The sequence below is a fragment of the Sphingobacterium siyangense genome (assembly GCF_007830445.1).
Lineage (GTDB): Bacteria > Bacteroidota > Bacteroidia > Sphingobacteriales > Sphingobacteriaceae > Sphingobacterium > Sphingobacterium siyangense.
Genome location: NZ_VLKR01000020.1, coordinates 1 through 25872, shown reverse-complemented (window position 1 = coordinate 25872; position 25872 = coordinate 1). Strand labels below are relative to the sequence as shown.

Annotated in this window: 16 protein-coding genes; 7 read left to right on the top strand and 9 right to left on the bottom strand. The window is 39.0% G+C overall.

The genetic code is table 11. The features are described from left to right. Positions 1-40 precede the first annotated feature (40 nt). The 3 genes from IQ31_RS17300 (at position 41) to IQ31_RS17290 (ending at position 4252) form a co-directional block, all read left to right on the top strand. Positions 41-889 (top strand): glycerophosphodiester phosphodiesterase family protein, encoded by an 849-nt coding sequence (locus IQ31_RS17300; RefSeq protein ID WP_145328869.1) that lies wholly within the window; start codon positions 41-43, stop codon positions 887-889. Positions 890-982: 93 nt separating this feature from the next. Further along, positions 983-1477, top strand: coding sequence for a hypothetical protein (locus tag IQ31_RS17295; protein ID WP_145328867.1), 495 nt, complete (start codon positions 983-985; stop codon positions 1475-1477). A 411-nt stretch (positions 1478-1888) separates the two neighbouring features. Next, entirely contained in the window at positions 1889-4252 is a 2364-nt protein-coding gene (locus IQ31_RS17290; RefSeq protein ID WP_182983310.1) for a glycoside hydrolase family 3 N-terminal domain-containing protein, read from the top strand. Here the strand turns inward: IQ31_RS17290 and IQ31_RS17285 are convergent, their stop codons facing one another. The 9 genes from IQ31_RS17285 to IQ31_RS17245 form a co-directional block, all read right to left on the bottom strand. Further along, entirely contained in the window at positions 4253-4663 is a 411-nt protein-coding gene (locus IQ31_RS17285; protein WP_145328865.1) for a hypothetical protein, read from the bottom strand. A gap of 56 nt (positions 4664-4719) precedes the next feature. After that, positions 4720-5754 (bottom strand): sialidase family protein, encoded by a 1035-nt coding sequence (locus tag IQ31_RS17280; RefSeq protein ID WP_244294518.1) that lies wholly within the window; start codon positions 5752-5754, stop codon positions 4720-4722. Between the two features lie 161 nt (positions 5755-5915). Further along, a complete protein-coding gene (locus IQ31_RS17275; RefSeq protein ID WP_145328863.1) occupies positions 5916-7352 on the bottom strand; it encodes an alpha-L-fucosidase in 1437 nt (478 codons plus the stop codon). A 74-nt stretch (positions 7353-7426) separates the two neighbouring features. Then, a complete protein-coding gene (locus tag IQ31_RS17270) occupies positions 7427-9007 on the bottom strand; it encodes a SusD/RagB family nutrient-binding outer membrane lipoprotein (protein ID WP_145328861.1) in 1581 nt (526 codons plus the stop codon). Between the two features lie 12 nt (positions 9008-9019). After that, entirely contained in the window at positions 9020-12244 is a 3225-nt protein-coding gene (locus IQ31_RS17265) for a SusC/RagA family TonB-linked outer membrane protein (RefSeq protein ID WP_145328859.1), read from the bottom strand. 23 nt (positions 12245-12267) lie between these two features. After that, positions 12268-13431: an ROK family transcriptional regulator gene (locus tag IQ31_RS17260; RefSeq protein WP_145328857.1), complete on the bottom strand. Its 1164-nt coding sequence runs from the start codon at positions 13429-13431 to the stop codon at positions 12268-12270. 364 nt (positions 13432-13795) lie between these two features. Continuing rightward, positions 13796-15685 (bottom strand): SusD/RagB family nutrient-binding outer membrane lipoprotein, encoded by a 1890-nt coding sequence (locus IQ31_RS17255; RefSeq protein WP_145328855.1) that lies wholly within the window; start codon positions 15683-15685, stop codon positions 13796-13798. Between the two features lie 11 nt (positions 15686-15696). After that, positions 15697-18807, bottom strand: a complete 3111-nt coding sequence (locus tag IQ31_RS17250; protein ID WP_145328853.1) for a SusC/RagA family TonB-linked outer membrane protein — start codon at positions 18805-18807, stop codon at positions 15697-15699. Positions 18808-18832: 25 nt separating this feature from the next. After that, entirely contained in the window at positions 18833-19999 is a 1167-nt protein-coding gene (locus IQ31_RS17245) for an ROK family protein (protein ID WP_145328851.1), read from the bottom strand. Between the two features lie 248 nt (positions 20000-20247). Between IQ31_RS17245 and IQ31_RS17240 the strand changes: the two genes are divergently transcribed. From IQ31_RS17240 to IQ31_RS17225, 4 genes are all read left to right on the top strand, one after another. Then, on the top strand, positions 20248-21459 hold the full coding sequence (locus IQ31_RS17240) for an acyltransferase family protein (RefSeq protein ID WP_145328849.1): 1212 nt from the start codon (positions 20248-20250) through the stop codon (positions 21457-21459). 104 nt (positions 21460-21563) lie between these two features. Beyond that, a complete protein-coding gene (gene rpsO / locus IQ31_RS17235) occupies positions 21564-21842 on the top strand; it encodes a 30S ribosomal protein S15 (RefSeq protein WP_145328847.1) in 279 nt (92 codons plus the stop codon). A gap of 326 nt (positions 21843-22168) precedes the next feature. Beyond that, positions 22169-25201, top strand: a complete 3033-nt coding sequence (locus tag IQ31_RS17230; protein WP_145328845.1) for a hypothetical protein — start codon at positions 22169-22171, stop codon at positions 25199-25201. 12 nt (positions 25202-25213) lie between these two features. Continuing rightward, the coding region (locus tag IQ31_RS17225; RefSeq protein ID WP_244294517.1) for a DUF6443 domain-containing protein at positions 25214-25872 on the top strand (659 nt) is incomplete at its 3' end.

The window sequence follows — 25872 nt, the reverse complement described above, 5'->3', positions numbered from 1 at the left end:
GTATAACAAAAAGAGATTGCAAAAAAATAACTATACAGCAATGAAAAAGATTTTATTTTCTACTATTCTGTTGGGTATAATAGTAAGTTCTACGACCCACTTATATGCTCAGTCGATCGATTTAATAAAAAAGTTAGAGCAAAAAAGTTTACACATTGCCGCACACCGGGGAGCTCATCTGGAGCAACCTGAAAACTCAATTGCTGCTATCGAAGAAGCCATTCGGCAGGGGGCTTCCGTGGTAGAGGTCGATGTGCGGGCCACCAAAGATGGTGTACTTGTATTGATGCACGATAAAACAGTCAATCGGACGACAACCGGGCAAGGAGAGGTCGCCAAACAAACCTATGCCGAGCTTCAACAGCTTCACTTACGCAAAAAGGCTAATGGTGAAGGCTCGGATCATGTTATACCAACGCTATCGGAAGCTTTGCGCGTTGCAAAGGGAAAAATCCTTGTTGATCTCGATTTTAAAGAAGATCGCAAAGAGTTTATTAAGAAAACCTATGCGCTTGTTGAACAGGAGGGGATGGAAGACCAGGTACTATTTTTTCTCTATGATTATAAAGACATGCTCAAGATTTACAAACTCAATCCAGCGATCACGCTTTTTCCGAGGGCACGTAATATGAAGGATCTAGAGGCCATACTAAAGATGAAATTAACCTCAATTGTCCATCTTGATGAATCATTTATTGATGCCGAAAAACTTAATGCATTGCGCCAACAGGGCATTTATTTTTGGATGAATAGTTTGGGGGAATATGACGACAAAGCAGAACAGGAGGGAAAGAAAGCTTATCGATCTTTTTTGGAGAAATATCCTTTTGTACGTCTTATTCAAACAGATCATCCTAATTTGTGGCGCGAAGTGCTTTCCGGATCTTAGTCTATTTTTATCTGTTTAATTAAAAATGCTTGATTTTATTGTAGCGATATTGTTAGAACGATCGTTCTCAAGATATAACTAATGGAAACCGTAATGAATAAATTATTTACAGGGAGTTTTGCAATCCTCTTTTTACTGACGAGCTGTAGTAAGGAAAATGAAATGACTGTACCTATGGATGTTCAAAAACAGCTGGAAAGTTTTGAATGGAGCCCCATCGTGTCTGCGAAAGGGACGACAAACGAGCAATTGAAGCACAAACCGAAAGATTGTGAAAAGGATAATGTGTATACATTTACATTTGCTGAATCAGCGAATAAGTTCACTGTCAATCGTGGTAAAGAACTATGTGGGGATGATAAGTTGACATTTGAAAGTTTGATTTTTGCTGAAGGACAGCATCGCGCATTTGCCTATGATAAAGAGAAGAAAAGTATCAAGTTTGCCGACAGTAGCCCATACCAAAGTTATGAGGTACAGCTTGATGGTGATCAGCTCATATTAATTTCGCGCAATAATAATCCTCTAGCATACGCAGCTCCAATTGAATACTATTTTCAAGGTAAGCGAACGGCTGCAACAAAATAAGATAAGTAGTATATTTCCTTTAACATTCAAAATAAAGACGGCTTGCTGTCTTTATTTTTTTGTTCAATTCTGTTTTGATGAAATTGCAATTGAATCTTTCACATTAGTTTTTTCTTTGTCTAACTGTTTTGTTGTTGCCCAACGTGCAAGAATGAATTTCGTGGATATTTGCCATTTGCTCTCCTCTACTTCAATACATAAAGTAAAGCCTGTGTTAGGTTGTTTAGATGAACGCTGTTCAAACCGATGCTGCCGCCCTATGATTATTAAAAGAATTAGGAATCAAAATTTAACTTGATTATTTAGGCTAAATCGTTAATTTAGTGGTTTGGAAACCGGTTGCATAGATAATGTGAAATAATAAAACCGGATCCGATTAATGAAGAAAACTAGATAAATAATAATCCACTTATGAAAGTCCGTATATTACTTATGGCGGCAATGGCGACATTGCTCTGCCCACAACTTCAAGCCCAGCAATTGCCCTATAAGAATAGTACATTACCAATTGAAAAACGGGTAAGTGATCTATTGGGAAGAATGACTGTGGAAGAGAAAGTCGGGCAATTGAGCAAATTGCTGGGCTGGGAAATGTATAGCAAAAACGGAAAGCAGGTTACAATCAGCAATAAATTGCGAAAGGCAGTAAAAGAACAGCATATCGGATTGTTATGGGCAACCTTACGTGCAGATCCTTGGACACAGAAAACCTTACTGAATGGCCTGAGCCCTGTGGAAGCTGCGCGCGCTACAAATGCGATCCAACGTTATATGGTGGATAGTACTCGACTAGGGATTCCATTGTTGTTGTCTGAGGAGGCGCCACATGGACATATGGCGATTGGTGCAACAGTGTTCCCTACCGCGATCGGACAGGCGAGTACATGGAACCCACAGTTGATTCAGGATATGGCATCAACAATCGCCATGGAGACTTATGCTGTGGGTGGTAAAAACGGCTATGGTCCTGTATTAGATTTGGCACGAGATCCACGTTGGTCGCGCACTGAAGAGACCTATGGGGAGGATCCCTATCTGATCGGTCAGATGGGAACTGCAATGATCCGTGGTTTTCAGGGTGAGAAGCTAGGTGAGCGCGATAAAATAATAGGAACTTTAAAGCATTTTGTAGCCTATGCCGCTCCAGATGGCGGTCACAATGGTGAGTCCGTATCGGTTGGAGAACGAAGCCTGAGACAGTATTTTCTGCCGCCTTTTGAGCGTGCTGTAAAATCGGGAGCTGGGTCGGTAATGACAGCATATAATAGCATTGATGGTATTCCTTGTTCTGCCAACCCCTGGTTGCTAAAAGACATTCTACGTAAAGACTGGGGATTTACGGGGTTTGTTGTATCGGATCTACTGAGTATATCAGGGCTCAATGGAGGGCATGCAACAGCAGCGACTGCAGAAGAAGCGGCTTCACAAAGTATACATGCCGGATTGGATGTCGATCTAAGCGGGACTGGTTATGGTTCAAATCTGCTTAAGGCTGTCCAACAGGGGCTCGTTGAACCTGCTGTTCTTGATACAGCAGTAGCCCGTGTACTGCGAATGAAGTTCAATTTGGGGCTTTTTGATCATCCCTATGTGGATGAAAAGTTGGTAGCGCAAAAAGTCGCTACGGCACAAAATAAAACGGTAGCAAGACAGGTGGCCCGCGAGTCGATTGTTTTGCTTAAAAACGATCAGCATATCTTACCCTTAAGTAAATCGTTGAAACGAATAGCCGTTATAGGACCGAATGCCCACAATGCCTATAATCAGCTGGGCGATTATACTGCTCCACAAGCTGAGGGGAAAGTTCAGACCCTCTTGACCGGAATACGGGCGGCAGTTGGTAACAGTACCAAGGTTGATTATGTGAAAGGTTGTGCAATCCGTGATACAAGCAATTCCGATATCGCTGCCGCCGTCGCAGCTGCAAAGCAGGCCGATGCGGTGGTTTTAGTCCTGGGTGGTTCGAGTGCACGTGATTTTAAAACGTCGTATCAAGCAACTGGAGCAGCCAATGTGGATCCCAATACGGTAAGTGATATGGAGAGCGGAGAAGGATTTGATCGCGTTTCTTTGGATATGATGGGCGATCAGATCAAGTTGCTGAAAGCGATACAGGCGACGGGAAAACCAGTTGTACTTGTTACGATTATGGGGAGACCATTGAACTTAAATTGGGCAGCTGAACATGTGCCTGCGATCGTGAATGCCTGGTATCCGGGACAAGAAGGCGGCTTGGCTATTGCCGATGTATTGTTCGGTGACTATAATCCGGCTGGAAGATTACCGATTTCGGTACCTCGTTCGGTCGGCCAGCTTCCTGTACATTACAACCATACAAAACCTAAACATCACGATTATGTGGAAATGTCGGCCAAACCATTGTATGCTTTTGGTTATGGGTTGAGCTACAGTAGTTTTGATTACTCCAATTTACAGGTCTCGCTGAAGGAGAATGGCAATGATTTTGTATGTACAGTGTCGTTCGACGTGGTAAACCAGGGCAAATTGGCGGGCGATGAAGTCGCTCAGTTGTATGTTGTGGATGAAGTAAGTTCGGTGGTGACACCTGTTATGCAGTTGAAGCGGTTTGAGCGTAAAAACATTGCCGCAGGAAAGAAAGAACGTTATTCTTTTCAATTGACCAAGGAGGACCTCAAACTTTGGAATGCAGGTAACGAATGGAAGACGGAAAAAGGCAGGTTTAAACTTTTGGTCGGCGCATCTTCCGATGATATCCGGTTGAAGGGAGAATTGGAATTAACGAAGGATTATTAATTAATCCTTCGTTAATTTATAGATATAGCTATTATGTTGATGGGGAGCTTTTGTTAAAGTTAGATCGTTTCCATTCACTAAATAGGTGTAATTGTGGTTCAATATTAAAGCCCAATCGAAGTCGGCGGTCCATACATTTTTATCTTTGAAAATAATTTGGTCGCCATTAATCTCATATGTTCCTGAGCCACCTGCAGGAAATCTATTTTTGTTTGCTGTACAAAAGAAACTGTCCGCTTTAAACCGTACAGTTACGTCTCCAGTGAAAGTTTGGTCCTGATTTTTATAGCTGACTATAAATTTTCCTGAATAGGTTCCCTCGAGATAGAGGTTGTGATTAGCAGTTTCCTTTGAGCAACCTACGGATACGATATATGCTAATAATGTTAATAATTTTGATATTGATCTCATAACTTGGTTTTTAGCATACAACGAAGTTACTGCCATTTTTGTTACAACTATCATTCTTATTTGAGCACAATATGCTTGATACTTTTCCTATTCCAGGTATAGGTGATGTGGATAAGACCGTTTGTGTCCTGAATAATTGTCGGATAAGAATATTCATCGTTCTTTACCCCATCTTCAAGGGTTAGGACATCTTTCCACTGTAAGCCATCCTTTGATATGGCGACATGGAGTTTTGTGCGTCCTTCCCACCAGTCGTTGCCAGCGATGGCCGGATTGAAGACGATGATAAATAAACCATTATTTAAACGGATGGCGTCTGTGGCAGAATTGGGATTGAGCAGGTTTGTGGCTTGCCAGGGGCCCCAGGTAAGGCCTTCATCTGCTGAGAATGCTGCCATCACTTTATTTTCTTTACTTCGACAGAGCACCTGAATGCGTCCATCTGTATGTTGGATCACACTTGGCTGAATAACCTGGATACTGGTATCGGGGCGTATTGCGCTGACGGACCAGGAGCGGCCATGATCGCGGCTGATTTCCAGGTGTGCTTTCCAGATTTCTTCTTTGGACTCCGTGCTGGAAGGGGAGAGAAGCAGTCCGTTTGTCAAGGTGAGCGGTTTATTCTTGATAGGCCCCAAAATACCTTCAGGCAACTGCTGCGCTGCAGACCAGGTCGTTCCTTTATCCAGTGAATGTTTGACATAGCCTTTCCATTCTCTGGGATTGGGCCCTATTTTATAATACAAAGATAGGGTGTCACTGTGCGGGTATTGATAGAAGACAGGATTCCATGTTGGAAAGCGGTTGTCACCAAGGATACCGTCTGCAATCTGTACAGGACGCTGCCATTGTCCATGGCTATACAGTGAACTCCATATGACAACATCGGGGTTAGATTCATGTGTACCACCAAACCAGGCTGCCAATAAACTGTCTTTTCCGATGACTTGAATCGTGGAAGCATGGCATTGTTGGAATGGAACCTGGCCTGTTTTAAAAATTTGCTCTGATACCAGGATCTGAGGTTTATACGTTGCACATGAGGAGAGAAAAAGAAGGATAAATAGTGGAAATAGGTTGATTTTTTTCATTGGAATTTAAGGTTCTAAAAACCCCATAGTTTGTTGATGACTTATTTTCTTATTCCTGAGCAGAGGCTTTGGGAATATTGAGATGTTCAGGCGGTGATCGGTAAACAATGACCTTGTTAAATGATAAAATTCCGTTGGATTATATCCAACGGAATTTTATATTATTTGCTTTGCAATTGAATTGCAGTCGCATAACTAAATCGTGTACTAGGGCTTCTTAAGGTAATTTGGTTACCACGTTGAGACCAGTCTAATTTACCTTTATGACCCAAAATAGCGATTTTCTTTACGCTAAAATTATCAGGTACTTGAAAGACGTATTCGTTTGGCTGCTGGTAAGTATCACCTTCAGAAAGATGGAATACATTGACCACTTTACTGTCTTTGCTTCTAGTGTAGTAATAGTCACCTTGGTGATATGGAGCAATCGTACGTGTTGCAAACACTGCAGTTTGATTGATTTTCATCCAGGCTGCCAGTTCGTTCAAGCGATCGTATGCTGCCTGGTCATAATCTCCTGTTGGGCCAGGGGCGATGTTCAATAGGTAGTTTCCACCGCGGGAAATAATTTTTACCAATGTTTCAACAATCTTTTTGGTCGGTTTGTATTGGTCGTTGGGCACATAGCTGAACGAATTTCCCATGGTGATACAACTTTCCCATGGAATATCCAAGGGATGTTCAGGAATCGCTTGTTCAGGTGTGACATAATTTTCCCAGTTTCCAGGTACTGTACGGTCGACAACGATAATGCCGGGTTGATTTTTCCTTGCCATGCCCCCAATGCGGTCCATGTCAATATTCTGATCCATTTTGATTGTCTGTTGCCAGTCAACAGATTTGTCAACGGTTTCTAAGGGGCGCACCTGACCACCATCCAACCAAAGAATGTCGACTTTGCCATATGCTGAGGTCAGCTCGTTGATTTGATTGTAGGTAAAGTCTTTGAATTTTTGCCAACGATCCGGATATTTTTTAGGGTCATAATTTACATTTCTGTCTTTTGGCGGAAAGTATGACCACCAGTAGTAATCGGAGTGCCAGTCCGGTTTGGAGAAATAAGCCCCAATTTTAAAACCGTCATTGCGGAAGGTATTGAAGATTTCTTTGGTCACATTTGCCTTTGGGTTTGTGGAAAATGGCGTTTTGGAGGATGTAATTTTATAATCCGATTCTTTGGTATCGAACATGGCAAATCCATCGTGATGTTTTGTTGTAAAGACGACATATTTCATGCCGGCAGCTTTTGCGGCATCGGCCCATTTTTGTGGATTGAAATCCGTAGGATTAAAGGTGGTCTGTAGATTTTCGTAGTTCTTGAGGTATTCAAAATAAGTTTTACCATGTTCGGGTTTGCGTTGGGTCCAGCCTTCATCTTCAGGACAGATACTCCAGCTTTCAACGATTCCCCATTGACTATAGGTACCCCAGTGCATGAAAAGACCAAACTTCATATCTTGCCATTGTTCGAGATTTTCAATTACTAAGGGATCTGTCGGTTTTTGATAGCCATTAGATACGTTATGTGCCTGGCCAAACGCTAGTGTTGCGCTTGAAGCGATCAGCGCAGTGGATATAATGGTTTTTAATTTTTGCATGGATAAAGATAATGAAAATGATAAAAAGAAGGCCACCTAAGGTGGCCTTCTTATAGATAGATGTAGTGTATGCCTTAATTAACGTCCCAGAAAAGTTTGGTTGTTCTAGTATCTTTTGAACGAACAGCTTCGTAATTTTCGGAGTTAACGGAAATCTCTCCAGTAGGATATAAAAATCTTAATGGAAGCGTAGAATAATTTGCAGCTCCAGCTGTTAAGACCGTAATTTTTGGATAACCAGTTCTCCTATATTCAGACCAAGCATGTTGCGCCTGTAAGAATCCGTAATGAAGCCATTTTTGGGTCAAGATCAGTTCTAATTTTGCTGTTGAAGTTCCGGTATATTTCGCTGTTGAATTGTCAACAAAATCAGCGATTACAGCATCAGTAGGTTTTGTTTCTGTTTTCAGACCTGATGTATTTAAATTATTCAGGTAATAATAGAACGTAACGGACTGTTTAAGCGCTAGATCATAAGCTGCTTTTGCGTCTGTATCACTTCCCCATCTTAAGTAAGCTTCTGCTTTAGCAAAGTTAGTCTCAGATGCTGTTGCAACAATGCCCGGTAGTTTTGCATTATCAAAGAATGTTGCAGAATCCAACACCGCATATTTTTGATAATTTGTTAAAATGTCATTTTCAGTGAAGGTAATTGGCATCGCATTATACTCCTTATTTGGGGTAAATACACCATCTTTTGTAACACCAAATTTATCGTAAAATACAGGAATACGTGGGTCATTTGCGGGTTTCATTGTTTTATTTAACATGTAATCCGTTGCGTATTGATTATTTCCTTCTGTTAACGCTTGACGCAACGTACCTGTGTACGTTGTTAATGGTTGAAGCAAAATATCCGTAGTTCCCGGAAGGTAGTTTGCATTTGCAGAACCATCTACTAATGGGTATGTGCTGGGATTATTCAACATTTCTAAAACTTCTGTTTTAGCTTTACTTTCATCGACATTGGAGATGCGCATTAATAAACGTAAACGCAAAGAGTTGGCATAACGTCTCCATTTGTCAATACCACCGCTATTTAGAATGTCAAATTTTGAAAAATCACCTGTTGTAGCAGTTTCACTAAAATACGTATTGATTGCTTTTAGATCATCTATAAAAGAATAGTATAACTCTTTTTGGTCATCGAATTTCGCTTTTTTCGCAATGCTCGTTAACGGTAAACTCCCTGCTTCTGAAAAAGGAATATCACCATAATTGTCGATGAGTTTTGATGCTTCATCGTACATGACCACTTTACCAGCCTGAAGGAAAATTTCTTCTTTCGCTTGATTTTCTGGTGTTAATTCCGCGTAAGCAGCTTCCATTTTTCGGTAAACGCCAAGTACACCGGGAGCATAGAAATCTGTCCAATAGCCATAGGAATAACTATCATTCGGCTGGTACATTGTATTGTTTGGAATAAAAGAAGCAGTTTGCGTATATATCGCTTGATTTGATAGAATAAATGTTCTGTAATGCCAATACGATGGGCGAACCCGATCGTTATTTAACAAATCGGTGAAAAAGCCGGGAATACTTGCCTCAGTGGTTTGATCCGGATTGTTAAACGCATCTTCCAATTCAGATTTACATCCTGTAAATCCAAGGGTCGATAGCGTTAAAAATAATAATATATAAAATGATTTATTCATGATTAATTACGGTTAAAAATTAGCATTCAATGAAAATCCAAAACTTCTTGTTGCAGTATTAGAACCAACATCTACCCCTTGTGACCACCATTGGTTTCCAACTGGTGATTCTGGGTCAATATTTTTAAGAGTTCTGTAGAAGTAAAATAGATTTCGGCCCAATAAGGATACTCTTACATTATTTAATTTGAGCTTTTGTGTTACAGAAGATGGAATTCGGTAACTAACGGATAGTTCCCGCATTTTGACAAAAGAGTTATCATATACCGCGCCTTTCTCGGTCCATGAATCCGCTCCCCAAGCAAAGGTATTCATGTAATATTCTGCTGCGCTTAGGTGTACATTATTTTTAGCTCCGGTTTTCTCATTTACACCATCCAAGGTAACACCCGTTTCTCTGTATTCCAAAGTATTTTCATACGCACCAGTTCCCATGGCGTATTTTTGATTTTCAGACACCATTTTACCACCGAGACGATAATCTACCGTGAAATCCAATGAAAAGTTCTTATAGTTGAATGTATTGGTCATACCACCAATTGCTTTTGGTAATATATTTCCTACATATTTGTACTTTGTTTTATCAATGACATAATAACCTTCATCGGAAATTAAATTATTCCCCTGTTCATCTTTAGCTATATCATAGGCGTAAATATTCCCTAATTTCTTGCCGACTTCGGCCACGACTTTTAAGGAATTCTCATCCGCACTATAAAAAACTAACTCGTCTCCGCCAGTATTTAATTTATCCACCATTGTTCTATTGAATGAATAGTTTAGACGGGTATTCCAGCTAAAATTCTCATGTTGGATAGGTGTTGCTGTTAATGACACTTCGAGACCATTATTGGAGATACGACCCACATTTGTCCATTGGGAAGTTGCACCCGCAGATGCTTCAGTTGTTAGATTTAAAATTTGATCGTCAATGTAGTTGTCATAGTAGCTGATATCTAACCCTAATCTGTTTTTTAGGAATTTCAATTCTAAACCATATTCCCATTCATATTTCATTTCTGGCATTAGCTCTAAATTTCCATAGCTACCGCTGTAAGTCAAAGAAGGTACTGACCCATTGATTGTACCAATTGCATTTTGACTGTTCGCCACATTTGCGACATAAATTCCAGCATCATTTCCGACAATACCGTAAGAAACACGCAATTTGCCAAAGTTGAATTTTTCAGACTTTAGCCCCAAAGCATCACTAAAAATAAAACTTCCGCTAACTGAACCGTATTTGTAGTTGTTGTTGCCAGGAGGCATGGTTGAGGAATATTCCGAGCGATATGTACCATCTAAATAAGCAAATCCCTTATAACCAATATTGGCCATCCCGAAATAGGCATATTTTATTTTTTTCTTACGCTCATTTGTTGTGGTTGCTGGTGCATAGCTATTGCTGATACTAAACCAGTTCTCTTTTACGAGTCCGCTTTGTGTAGTAGACGATTGATCGTCATAGTTCTCTTCCCTAGATTGGAAACCAGCACTTACACTGTAATCCCAATCGCTATTTATTTTGTTGGCATAAGTTGCTAATACATCACCATACAATATAGAGTACAGTCCCTTTGATGTACTGAATCCTCCTGAGCTGTTGGTTGTGGAATTATAACGGGTTGCATACTCGTTATATTGTTTGTTTGTAATAGCAGCTGAAGTGAAATCATTACCGATACGGCCTCTCAATTTAAGGTGATTTACGACTTCCCAATTTAAGGTAGCACTCGTTAATAAACGGTTTTCTGTTTCGTCATAACTGTTTTTATATTGGGACCAGAAATAATCCAACAAATTGTATGGTCGAATGGTATATTTGAAATCTTCGTCGCGTCCCGTACCGAAGGCCGAATACTTGTACCCATCGGAAGTTTGATATTTTTCTTTTAATACAGACATATCTTCCGTACGGCTAAAGAAACCTCCATAGGATCCTAGGACTTGTCCGAGTAATGCCGAACGATTATGTGTTTTTGTGTTTGTATAGTTCGCTACGAGATCCAATGATAATTTCTCATGCATCTTCACCGTACTATTTAGGTTGAAGGTATTTCTGCTTTGTTTTGAACCCGGACTGGTACTTTTGTAATCCATGCGCGTACCGCTCAGACGATAGTTGACTTTGTCTGTTTGATTGGAAATCGCAAAGTTAATGTTCGAATTATAACCAGTATCGAAGATATCTTTAAAGTTGTTTTCGCGCGCTTCGTATTTCTTGGTCGTACCATCCCACCAGCTTACCTCTTCGCCAGTAAATTTTGGACCAAAGTTACCATATGAACGAAAGTATGGACGTCTTCCTGATGGTGAATTCGCATCAGCGATCCATCCCTCTTCGGTAGCACCATTCGCGAGATTGGTCGCTGCATCATAACCAGGTCCATAGATATTTTGGAATTTTGGTAAAAATGCGGCACGTTCGATAGAACCATTGTAATTAAAATCAATGCCTAATCCTCGGCCTTTAATCCCTTTTTTTGTTGTAATTACGATAACACCACTTGCCGCATCTGATCCGTACAACGCACTTGCTGCAGATCCTTTTAATACAGACATACTTTCAATATCCGCGGGATTAATATCTAACATACCATTACCACGGATACGTTGATCATCCCAATAGTTGTTGTTATTGGCTCCTTTAGTTCCGTATTGTTCATCATTACGGATGATGACACCATCTACAACATAGAGCGGTTGACGTTGATAATTTAGGGAGTTAATACCCCGGATTTGAACGTTTACGGCACTGGAAGCTCCACCTGGTGCAGTTGTAATTTTTAGACCGGCAACTTTACCATATAGCGCAGAACCAAAGTTGGTATTTCCTGCTTTGGTAAGTTCTTCCGCTTTGATCGTGCTTACTGCATATCCTAGTGCTTTGGAATCCCGTTTGATACCCATCGCTGTGACGACAACTTCATCCAGTGCAGAGGCATCAGAAGTTAAGGTTACATTAATCGTTTTAGTCGAGCCAACTGCGATATCTTGTGATTTGTATCCAATAATGGATATTCGTAATGTCTCTCCTTTAGAAGCTTGTAGTGTAAATGACCCGTTTGCTGCTGTTTGTGTGCCTCTAGTTGTCCCTTTTACGGTAACCGTAGCGCCAGAAATAGGTCCATTAGCATCTGAAACTGTTCCAGTAATGCTTTGCTGCGCGTAGAGTGATGTAGCACTAAATAGTGTACATAACGCTAATCCTGCAGTTTTTTTGTAAAATAGACTCATGTTTTAGGTATTTGTGTAAAACGTTAGTTAATAATGTTTGTGATGTATTTTTCTATGACTAATGCTGTTGTGCCGAGTTGCTGCGCTCTTTTGTGCAGGTCGGAGATCTCAATGCTTGTTTTCTTCGATATTTTAGGAATGCTGTATTCATTTACTGCAACTTGGATATGAGGCGCAAGGATATAACCGATTTCCGCTCCACGACCACTGATGATAATTTTGTTCGGATTGAGAATATGTATCAACGTTGATATTCCTTTACCTAATAAGTACCCAATTTTTCCGATATTATTGATGGCTATCTGATCACCAATGTGAACGGATTCAATAAGAGCTTCAGCTTTGTTGTCATATTCTTCTACAAGTTTTTCATATATAGAGTATTCGCCGTTCTTTATATCCTTTTCAATATTTCGGATGGCAGCGCTCACAGAAGCTTCCACTTCTAAGCACCCTCTCTTACCGCAAGAGCATAGTGTTAATTCGTCTGAAAGAGGGATGTGGCTGAACTCACCGGCAAAACCAGAAGTTCCTTTAAAGATGTCGTCATTAATAAGAATACCCAAACCTACTCCCCAATTAAGATTAATGACAAGGGAGTGCGAGGAATCTTGTGCATTTCCAAATTTTTTCTCAGCCCAGGCGACACAGCGTGAATCGTTGTCAATTACTGCAGGCACGTTAAACTTTTGTTCGATGAGTTCCTTTATATTATATAAGGGGGAATCACTGTTGTAGGATTCATTTAACCCTGTTTCTGAATTGACAAAGCCCGGCATGCTAATCCCTATGCCGATAACCTGTTTTAAATCAATATTATTTGTAGAAAAAAAGCGATCTACGGTTTTTAATAGTACGTTTGCTGCATCAGAATCTCGAAGATCAACCGGAAGATTTTCTAGCGATGAGATAATATCCCCTTTAAGGTTTGATAAGGTAATTGCTGTATAGAATTGATCGATAGATAGGCTGGCGATTGTATAGCTTAAATCTTCATTAATCATATACTGCATAGCCTTTCTTCCGCCTGTCGATGCAGCATAACCTTTCTCAACTACGATATTCTTTGAAAGAAGTTCGTTGATTTGTTTGGTGACAGAAGGTATACTTCGTGAAAGTGAGTTCGCGATGTCTGCAATCGGTTGCATAGGCCGATAATACAAATTCCTTAAAATCTCTAGGACCATTTCTACTTAAGCTTCATTAATGAGTAATCATTTGGTTTTTAATGTTTTCAATAATGATATTATACTTTTTTAATATCATTGGTAGTTGGTTTTTAGCTCAATTGCTCTACTTAATTTAGGTGTGCGGCAATTGAGTTTTTCTGTGTTTGTTTTTAGTTTATATATAAAGATATAGATACTTTATTTTAAGTTCCAAATTCTTTTTAAAAAATTTAAAAAGAATTTGATAGATTCTTTATTTTTAAGGGAATTGGATGCTTCTTTTGAATTAATAATAAGTGTAATTGTAACAAATATACTGATCAATATTGTGATAAACTAGAAAAGCCGGCTCAAGGCCGGCTTTTCTAGTGTTATAAAAAAATTATTTTTGTTTAGCCCACCATAGGGGTGTAAATACGCCATCTGATCCACCTAATAAGGATACCGCTTTATCATAATTTGCCTGATCAGCATTTCTAAATGATGAAGGATAGCTCGTTCTTTGTGGAAAGAAATCTACTTGGTTTTTTGTGTAATTTGCACTTGTCAATTGTGGCATTGTTGCGATGGCCGTTTCGACAGCAGGATTTTCAAAGAAAGGAAGGCCTAAACGACGTTGGTCATTCCATGCCTCAAGGCATAAGTATGGAAATGAGGCAATATATTTTTGCGTGATAATTTTTGTCAACTTATCGTTCTTGATTGCTCCATTTTTATAGATCGTATTTTCAGGATACTTGATTGCGGCAGTTCCTGTAGCATTAGTATAACCGTCTTTGTACTTGACAGTGAAGGTCGCAGCAGGCTCCGTTGTATGATCATATTTTACTGAAGTTCCCACACGGTTGTAGTTTTCTGATGCTAAGTATTGACCGAGGTAAGATGATACTTCCCAGTAGTTAAAGTTTTCTGAAATACCTTTTTCATAGGCAACTTTGTCAGATATAGGAGTGCTCCAACCTCTCAAAGCCGCTTCGGCAATCAAAAAATAACTTTCCCATGAAGCGAAGAATAAACGTTTTTGTGTGCTTGTTCTGAACTTTTTGATCATGCCTGGAATACGACCATTTTGTGCTCTAAGCACCATATTTGACGATTTAGCTCCCCATGTACCTGACGTAAACGCATTCCATGTGTATGAAGTTTTAAAATTCAATGTAGTGCCGTCTGGTTTTTTGATTTGGGCATCCTGATTGCTAGCATTGGTCCAATATTGTGGGTCGGATGTATGACCTGGAATAAAGAAAGCTTTGTATGCTCTTGGATCCATTTTATTTGGAATCCCATCTAAGTAATAACCTTGGCTTGGGTCATTTGACATAGTCGAGAAGTTATCCAGATAACGGATACCAAAATCGTCTTCGTTCTTGATTTTGCTTAAAACTTCGGTTTCTGTAAACTGATCAGCAGTTTTGATGCCACCCAATCCAATAAATATATTGTTTAATGTAGCAGATAGTAGTTGTGTATTCCATGAACGGCTCATTACACCCGTTAGTGGATCCCAACCGTCTTTTTCCTGTACGCCGAAGTTTTGTGCAGCTGTTTCAATGTATTTATTCGTTTTAACAGCATCCTCAAATTCGGTTTTTGCTTTCGTTGCATCAACCTCTGATAAGCGCATTGCCAAACGCATACGCATTGAGTTCGCATAGCGGATCCAATTGTCCCATTTGAAACCGTAAGCGGCATCATATTTTTCGATACCCGAATTGCTGACAGCTGGATCGATTTTCGATTGAGCATCTTTTAATTCAGTCAACAGATAATAATAAACGTCTTTGACAGCATCAAATTCAGGATTGACTCCTTGAAATCCTTTGGTAGGTATTGGGCCAAAATTGTCACTTAACTCACTTAACAAGTATGCTCGCCATATTCTGGCAACCTGTATCATATTTTGGTTGTAAACAGCAGCCGTGCCATTTTGAGTTTTCTTCTCTGCAATTTCGATGGTTGCGTTAGCGTTATTCAACCAGCCTGAGATACTTGACCAGTACAAGGAATTATAGTCATCACTTTGCTGCCCGATATTGATAAAGTTAAAATATTGCTGGTGGGCAGCGGTTTTCCACGAATAAATAAATAAACGTTCGGCCAATCCGGGATCTTGCTGAGCTCCAATAATAGAGTTGTTTAAAAAATATTCTGGTTTAACTTGCTGGTCATTTGCAGCAGTTTGATCTATATTGATATCCTCTAGTTTTGTACAGGAGGTGGCTGTGCTTACTAATAATATTGCCAGCGCTATTTTTGATAGTGTATTTTTCATGATAATTCAGATTAGAAGCCAATAGATAGGTTTAAGAAATAAGAACGAGATGTCGGAAAAGATAGATTTTCAAATCCTACAGCATTTGAGCTCATTGCATAGGTAGATTCAGGATCTACACCATTTGCATAACTCTTTAGCATGGCTAAATTATTGACCGATACCCCTACTTTTGCATTTTTAACAATGGATGATTTCAAAACGCTTTTAGGGATAGAGTAATTTAATTGCAAATTTCTAATCCTAACATTGGTTGCATTGTATAAATTTTGTTCAGTAATACCTAAGTTGCCACTAGCTCCAGATACGGTTGTCCAGTAATCTTGTGGCGTAACTGCGACTGTACTTTTTTCGTATGCACCATTTTTTAGGATAACTCCATCAACAACAAAATTATCCCGACTTCCGTTAACAACTGTTTCGGCAGAAGAACCGCTAGCTTGTAGTGCGCGCTGTGTTCCTGAGAAGAATTTTCCGCCAAATCTGCCATCGATTTGAAAGCTTAATCCGAAGTTTTTAAAAGTGAAAGAGTTGGTGATACCAGCAAGGGCACGTGCAGTCTGATCACCCAGAAGCTCTGCTTCATTAGATTTCGCTTGTGGTAAACCTGTACCGCTTAGAATAAGTTGTCCATTATAAGGGCTGTTTGCATCTTCAACACGTAGGAATTTTGTTCCGAATATAGCGCCATATCTTTGATTTTCAGCTGCATATATTGCGAAATTGTCATAGCCGCCCAATGTCATTCGTTTGGATTCAGGGTGTAATTCAAGAATTTTATTGAAATTGCGAGAAACATTGGCATTTAGATTCCATCTAAAATTCTCTTTTCTTATTACATCGGCGTTTAATGTGATTTCAAATCCCTCGTTAAGAATATTACCTGCATTGGCTTTGAAAGCTCTGTATCCAGATAGATTGTTCATTGGGATATCAATCAATTGATTTGTTGAGTTGTTTTTATAATATGTTAAATCCAAACCAACTCGATTGTTGAAAAATTTAGTCTCTAAACCTACTTCAATTGATTTTTGAAGTTCATTAACTACGTTCTCATCATAAAGAACATCTCGTTTGGATGCAGTTGTATTATTATTAGGGTCATTACCAATGATATAAGTATTATATAATTGGTATGCGTCCATGTCGCGACCTGTTCTTGCATAAGATGCTCTCACCTTTGCAAAGTTGAACCAAGAAGGCATACTTCCAGATTTATTGATCAGGTCGGAGAGTACAAATGAGGTGCTTACAGAAGGGTAAAAATAACTGTTATGATTTGGGTGTAAAGTCGATGTCCAGTCATTTCTTCCTGTGAAACTAACATACCAAATATTATCATAATTGATGTCAATGTTACCATAAATCGAATTAATCTGTTTTCTATTGATACTTTCAGTAATACCAGGATTGCCAATATTGTTACCAATGGTAAATAGATTAGGTACCCTTAAATTGCCCGCACTAGCGCTTAAGGAAGTACGGCTACGGTCCATGATCTGTCCATAAATTGCGGCACTACCACCCCATTTACCGAATAGATTGTCTTTTCTTGCCTGTAAACTTGCGATATAATTGTTCTCATAAAACTTGTCTGTACCTGTACCATACGAATTGTTTATATGAGATCCGGTATATGTTTTATCTTCGTATTTTGTCGAATAGTTATCAGAACCCACACGTACATCAGCACTTAACCAGTCATTAAAATCATACTTTACAGTAGCGTTCATCAAATAACGATCACGGGTATCACGGCTTAATTTATTGTTGGCCGCCCAATATGGGTTAATTCCTGAATCTTCCAAATACCAACTTTGTTTCACACCCAATTCATCCATTCCAGGTTTAAATTGCGTAATGTCCAAACTTCTTGGGAAAGTTAACAACTGTGAATAATAATTACCACCATTCACACCACCAACTGCACGATTATAGGCCATATTGCGCATGTATTGTACCTTTACGTCGGTAGTCCACTGATTGCGCTGACCAAATTTGGCATTTACTCTATTAATTAAATTTAGGCGGTTTAGTTTTTGGCCGGGAGATTTGCTGTTATCATGCAAATAAGTCGCTGATGAATATACATTGACTTTATCGGAAACAGCCTGTTGAAAATTGATGTTTTGGGTTGTATTGAATCCTGTTTTAAAGAAATTACCGATATTATCGTAGGCCTTTAAATTTGTTTTCGTACCATTCCATAACTCAACTTCCTGCCCAGTTATTTTTTCTCCCCAAGATCCTGTGGCTAATTTACCGTAGACACCGCCATCCCCCTGAGAGAAGTCACTCTGTAATTTTGGCGTCATAAAGATATTTTCGATTCCCGTAATGGTTGAATAGGAAATTCCTACGCCATCTTTTGCTTTACCGCTTTTGGTTGTAATTAAAATAACCCCATTAGAGGCACGTGATCCATAAAGCGCAGAAGCAGCACCGCCTTTCAAGACAGACATGCTCTCGATATCTTCCGGATTTAAGTCTCCTAACCCACTTCCCATATCTGCTGACGGATTCCAAAAATCATTGTTTTTAGCGCCGGCAAAATTATCCATCGGCACCCCATCGACAACAATTAACGGTTGGTTGTCTCCGGTAATGGAATTGAATCCGCGAAGAATAATTTTCGAAGATGATGAAGGTCCGTTTGAACCTTTAACAACCTGAAGACTGGAAACCTTGCCCGCTAGTGCATTGGCTATGTTGTTTTCTCTGGCATCCGTCAATGCAGTACCTTGTATATCTTGAAATGAATAACCAAGACTTCTTTTTTCACGTTTAACTCCCATTGCTGTGACGACCACTTCTCCCAAAGTTGATTCATCGCTTGTTAAGGATACGTTAATCGTTTTAGTTGTTCCAACCACAATTTCCTGAGGTTTATAGCCTATTAGTGAAATACGTAATGTTTCGCCTTGTGCAGCTTGTATATTAAATGCCCCACTTGCAGTCGACTGGGTCGCTCTATTTGTTCCCTTTACGGAAATAGTAGCACCTGCAATTGGCCCCTTGGCATCTGAAACTGTTCCAGAAATGCCTTGCTGTGCAAATAGCGATGTTGCACTGAAAAGTGTGCACAAAGCTAATCCAGCTGTTTTTTTGTAGAATAGACTCATCTTTAAGTGTTTAATTTATAAATAATTATTTAGTTAGGATTCTGTTGATATGGTTTTCCACGACGATAGCTGCAGTACCCTTTATTTGAGCATGTTTGTTCAATTCTGACATTTGAATCTGTGTTGTTTTTGCAATTTCAGGGATGCAAAATTCATTAATGGCAATTTGTATTTGAGGATTCAGAATTCTCCCCAGTTCTGCACCTCTTCCGCTGACAATGATTTGTTTTGGATTAAGAATATGGATGAGCGTTGATATGCCTTTGCCGAGCATGTAACCTATTTTTCCGATATTGTTAATCGCAATTTGGTCTCCAACATGAGTCGCTTCGATCAGTGCATCGATTTTGTTTAGATTACTCTTTACAAACGTACTATAAATCGAATACTCATTGTTTTGAATATCGTTCTCCGTACTTCGAATGGCAGCATCCAATGATGCTTCAACTTCAAGGCATCCCCGTTTACCACAGGAGCATAAGGTGTTGTTGTCGGAAAGAGGGATGTGGCTAAATTCTCCAGCAAAACCTGATTCGCCCTTAAAAACAGTTCCATTAATGATAATTCCTAATCCAACTCCCCAGTTTAGATTAATAATAAGTGAGTGCTCAATGTATTTCGCAGCCCCAAATTCTTTCTCTGCAATGGCTATGCAGCGAGAATCATTCTCTATGATTGTTGTCAGTTTATATTTTTTTTCAATCCTGCTTTTTATTTCATACAAAGGATGCGTATTGATATAGGATTCATTGACGCCCAATTCTGAATTAACAAAACCAGGCATACTAATTCCAATACCTATAATCCGATCTAATGAAATCGTTGAAGATGCTAAAATTCGGTCAATTTCGGATAAAAGGAGCTCTGAAGACTCTTCGGAATTTAAGTCTAACGGTATATCCCTATGCTCTAATATTGTCTTTTGAGTTAAATCGGTAATTGTGCATGTCGAAAAATGCTGGTCACAAGAGATCGTTAATATATAAAAATCCAAGGACGGGTTGAGCGCAAATTGAATAGGTCGTCTTCCGCCAGTAGATTCGGCAAATCCACATTCAACAATGATCTTTTCTTCCAAAAGACGATTGATCACCTTGGTAATGGATGGCGTACTTTTCGAAAGCTTTTTTACCAACTCTGCTATGGACAGGGTTGAATCAAAATATAGGTTCTTCAGTATATCTTTTTCCATTGGTATTTGGTACAATTCATAAAGTTGGTTAAACTTTTGTTAAAGATATATTAAAAAAAAGTAAGTTCAAAATACTTTTTAAAATTGTTTAAAAAGTATCCCTTTTCTGACTAATAAGCCCATGCAAACGTTTGTTATTGTAACAATCTTGTCGTCTGACCTTCCTGTTTATGCCATTAAATTGTGGACTGCGCATAAAAATGAAGGGCAAATACGTTATATTTACCTTTTAATTATACAATCTGATTATGAAACAACGCTATTACTCCTTGGATGTATTTCGTGGAGCTACTGTGGCACTGATGATTATGGTGAATAATCCGGGTACATGGGCTCATATGTTTGCACCGCTAAAACATGCAGAATGGCATGGATGTTCACCTACAGACCTGGTTTTTCCTTTTTTTCTTTTCGCAGTAGGTAATGCCATGTCTTTTGTTATACCTCGTTTACAGGAGGCGGGACCTGCAGTATTTTGGCAAAAAGTAATTAAACGGACCATCTTGATTTTTGCGATTGGCCTTTTCATCAATTGGTGGCCTTTTGTGAAATGGGATGGTGCGGAGCTAGTTTTTAAACAATGGGTGGACGGAACGGATCCGAGCCGAGGAATCCGGATTTTTGGTGTACTCCAACGCATCGCAGTTGCTTATTGTTTTGCTTCGATTTTAGCTTATTATTTTAAAGAAAAAACGATTATCTGGATCTCGGCAATCATACTGTTGTTCTATTGGGCAATCTGTGCAATAGCCGGAGGAGCAGATCCCTATAGCTTGGAGGGCTGGTTCGGTACAAAGTATGATATAGCAATCCTAGGGTTGCCGCATGTTTACAAAGGGGAGGGGGTGCCATTTGATCCTGAAGGGTTGATGAGTACCTTGCCGACAATTGTTCAGGTCGTCTTTGGCTATTTAGTTGGTGTATTTATTAAAAAGCAAGGTCAGGTGGATTGGCTGTGGACGAAAGTGCCGGCCTCAAGTGAGCCTCATTTTAAATTGCTGGCGGGAATGTTTGTGACCGGATTTATTTTGGTCGTATTGGCTTGGATATGGGCCTTGGGTTTTCCGATCAATAAAAAAATATGGACGAGTTCCTATGTGCTCTATACAACAGGTTTGGCAACCATGACACTCGGTGGTATGATCTGGTTTATTGAAGTGCAGGGTGTCAAAAATAAATTGACACAGTTTTTTGATGTTTTTGGTAAAAATCCGTTATTCATCTTTGTATTGAGCGGTATTCTACCACGCTTTTTGGGATTGTTCCGTATTCCTGATGGCGTAAAAGAGGATGGTACACAAAAATACCTCGACGCTTTTGCCTGGTTTTATAAATATGTTTGCGCGAAAGTGCCTGGGATACCAGAAGTTGGTTCTTTTGTTTATTCGCTATGTTTCTTAACGTTGATGTGGGTAATCTGCTATTGGTTGGACAAGAAGAAAATCTACATAAAGGTTTAGTAGTAGCTGAACCTTTGCTTATTAAATTATTTTGGAAACCGAAGATTTTTGCTATCTTTGCAGCCAATTAATAAAATTTTTAACGCTTTAATATTATTCAGGAAATGTATTTAAGTAAAGAGTACAAAGCTGATATCTTCGCAGAATTTGGCGGATCAGCTACAAACACAGGATCTACTGAAGGTCAAGTTGCTTTATTCACTAAGAGAATTGCTCACTTAACTGAGCACTTGAAAAAAAACAGAAAAGATTTCGGTACACAACGTGCCCTACAAATGTTAGTAGGTAAACGTCGTTCATTATTAGCTTATCTTTACAAAAAAGATATCAACCGTTACCGTGCGATCATTAAAGGTCTAGGTTTACGTGATATTATCAAATAAGCTTTAATACAAAGGTGTTAAGAAAGCCATCCAATTTTTGGATGGCTTTTTTTGTTTATAAAAATAACACGTTTGATTTGGAGACAAATTCGTTTACTTTTTAATACTATCCGAAAATTATCTACGGGACTTTTTTCGTCAAATATGGATAGATAGGGAGGTGTCAATTCAATTGATCTTAATAAATAAATGTATTTTTCACACTTTTCTATTTAATAATTTTGAAAGTTTTTTTATCTTTAAAAAGATAATTATTTTTCAAGTTGTCGAACAAAGAGAATCATTGAAAATACTTGTTTCTTTTTGTTTAAAAGCCAAAATTAACCATGAAAAGAAACACTTTGAATATGAAAAGAGGTATGTTAAAAAATGTTTTCACTTTTACCGTAGCTATATTATGTTTTTTTAATAGAGGATGGTCGCAAAATATTATTGTGCCGCCTTCTCCAACATCGGAAAAATTCATTCAGTACCATAGTCTGCCTGCTTCTAACAGTTATGGTAATGTAGATATTTCTATTCCCTTCACCGATTTAAAGAATGGCGATATTAAACTAAGTGTAGGACTAAATTATAAAACTGACGGAATAAAATACGATGAATCGATCGGTGAGATTGGTCTGGGATGGATTCTTTCCAGTAATTATAGGGTTAGCCGCGAAATAAATGGGTTTCCTGATGAGTCTACTACATTTTTCTCGTCATTTCAAGATTCTTTAAATGTTCTATATACCAATAACCTTTTGCGAGATAGATTTTTGGCAAATTTTGTCAATAGCAATCAGGTTTACCCATCAAAATTTGGTAGAAAGAACTGGGATGCTGATTACGATATCTTTTCTTATATTACTCCTGAGGGTAGCGGACAATTTATCCTTGACCCAGTTAGCCGTCAGCCCATTGTAATGAGCGGTAGCCGCTTATATAAGATAGAGATTGATATAGTTGCGAATGATATTAAAGGCTTTAAAGTGATAAGTGATACTGGTATCAAATATTTTTTTGGAACAGACAATTCTACAGGAGACAGATATATCGAAGAAGTAAATGGGACTGAGATGTTTGGTATGTCGAAATCCTCGTGGATGATCTATCGAATTGAAGATTTAAATAATAATTTTATTAGATTCAGTTATGATAAATATAATGTTTATCCGAAAAATATTAGGAGCAACTATGTTTCATACAGATCCATGAGTTATAATCAATCTTCCTCAAAATCGGCAGGCTTTAGTAATAGCCCGTATTATGGTACATATTATTTGAAAGAAATAAATACATCGAATAATATCAAGATTGAGCTGAAGAGAATAAGTTCTAGCGATTATAAACTGGACTATATTAGCTTATTTCAAAGAAGCAGTCTTTTGCGTAAAATGATATTGGGACGAAATGGATCATTTTTAAAAACGGCTAAAATATTTGATGGTAACTCAGTTCAGCAAGGTCAAGGTTATATTCTCAGTTATAATAGAGAAAGCGAATATGCGAGCATAATAGCTTCATCTATTCCTGATTATTGGGGCTATTATAAGTTATTATATGGAAGTGTACCTCCTTCAACAAATATTCCACGATTTTGGTATAGCCTGTATTGCGATTTTTCAGGCTCATTTACAAATATGTTTACCAACAGCCTGGATGCTTTATTGACTGACTATAATAGAGATAGAACCGTTACTGACGATTCCGCAATCGCATTTTCGTTGAATACTGTCCAGTTTCCAACAGGAGGTGTTTTGAGGATGGGATACGAAAGTTCCCTCCACGATAATAAGAGGATAGGTATTCGCTTAAAATATCTATCTAATGGAGAAGGTAATTTACGGGATTCCATCGTATATTCCTATGAAGGTTCTCATATAGAATATGACATTGCTAACCAACAATATTATGTCAAAGAATCTGTTTATGGATTTGTACGCCCTCCTTATACGCAAAGATGGTTAGGTAGGTCAATGCAATTTAATGATAAACTTTCTTCAGATCTTCAAAAGGTTTACAATGAGGAATCTCCTGTTAGATATTCCAAGGTCACCGAAAATTATTATGTCAATCAATCCTACAAAGGTGCCACACAATTTGAGTACAGCACATTTCAGCGGTATTCGTTTTCTACTTTTGGGGGTGGGGCTCCTTATAAATCGGTGGGAAGGATATTTTTTTCCTCAAATTACATGGGCTCTAATGGGCTGATGTGTTCAACGATGGAGCTGGAAACGTCTCCACGTCAATTCCCGGATTTTTTTGTAAGTACAAACTATTTAGGAAAGGAGATTAATTTGCTTAAGAAAACAGATTTTAAATATGAAAATTCAATTCTTACTCCTGTTAAACGGGAAACATATAATTATCAACAGATATTAACACCTGCATACAACAGTTTAAAAGTTAGACTATTTCTTGAGGGAGAGTCAACTGAAAATGATGGAGTGTATTCTTTTAGTGGTTTAGATTCCTATTTCAGTTATGGAACCTCCAGTCTCTATGGCTGTAGCAGTACATTGGTGAGTAAGCAAACCGAAACGTTTGATGGTACGGCACCCCTGGAAGAAAGCGTGATCTATAGTTATAATAATGATCAGCAATTGATAAGTCAAACCTTGTCAACCAGTGATGGAAGAAATCGGAAGGATATATTTGTTTATCCCGCTAATTATTTATCGGGTGTTGCATGGATTGATAATCTGATTAGTAGAAATGTAAGATCACCTTTTCTTGAGAAAGTGTCTACGATTGATGGAAAAGTAGTTGCAGGAATTATCAATATATATAATTCAAATAGTTTACTTCAAACGGTATCAAAACTTAAGCTTAGCCAGCCTGTTGCATTGTCATTGTTTAAATTTAGTAATCGTGTTTTAGGAGTTGAACCGCCAACCGGAACATTATCTACTTTCTCCTCAGATAGTCGTTATGCGAAAGATTATGAAATTATATCCTATAACAATTATAGTAAGCCCCAGGAGCTAAAAAAGTTAGATGATGCTATCACGGTTTATCTTTGGGGTTACGGTGGCCAATATCCAATTATTGAAATTAAGAATGCGACCTATGCTGAAGTTGTGTCTGTGCTTACCCAAGCTACAATTGACAACCTGAACAGCATTAGTCAGACTGAAGCGACAATGGAGAGCCTGATCAAGGCAGCATCAGATAAGCTCCGCAGTGATTCCAGACTGGCTAAAGCGATGGTGACAACGTATACCTATAAACCCTTGGTTGGTATGACCAGTAAGACGGATGCTCGAGGAATCAAGGAAACCTATACCTACGACGGTATGCAGCGCTTGCAGGCGGTTCTTGATCACCTGAACTATGTAAATAGGTCCTTTGATTACCATTACCGTTCCAACTAAGCCTAATCGATTATGAAAAAGAACTTTTTAACACTGATATCCTTATTCGGGTTTGTTGCAGTACAGGGACAGCGGCTCCCGCAGGACACCACGCTGAATTCCTATAGCAACCAGATCAATATCCAGGCCCTCAAGAGCATTACACTCCAGAATGGCTTTCATATCCCTGCCCCCGCGGCAGGCAAAACTGTTACGATCAGTATTGTGGGCTTTCAGAATCTTTTGAGTACTCCTACAGCCGGACAGAATTATATAATGACCAAAACGTTCCGTAGTCCAGGTGTTACACTTGCTACATTGAATGCGCAGCGTACGATCGGAGATGAGAATCAGAGTATCCAGTACTTTGATGGTCTAGGAAGGCCTAGCCAAACGGTGCAGCTGATGGCCAGTCCAACGTATAAAGATATCGTCCAGCATATTGAATATGACGGGTTTGGTCGTGAGTCGACGAAATATCTGCCCTATGGTGAGAAGTCAGGCAATGGTAGTTTCCGGGCTTCAGCAAAATCGACACAGTCGGATTTTTACAAAGATGGGGTAGGCTGGGATGTGGCAGCGGTGAAGACGCCGAATCCCTATGCGGTTACCGTTTTTGAAAACAGTCCGCTGAACCGTGTGCAGCAGCAGGGGGCACCTGGATCACCCTGGCAGCCTTCTGCCAACCGGAA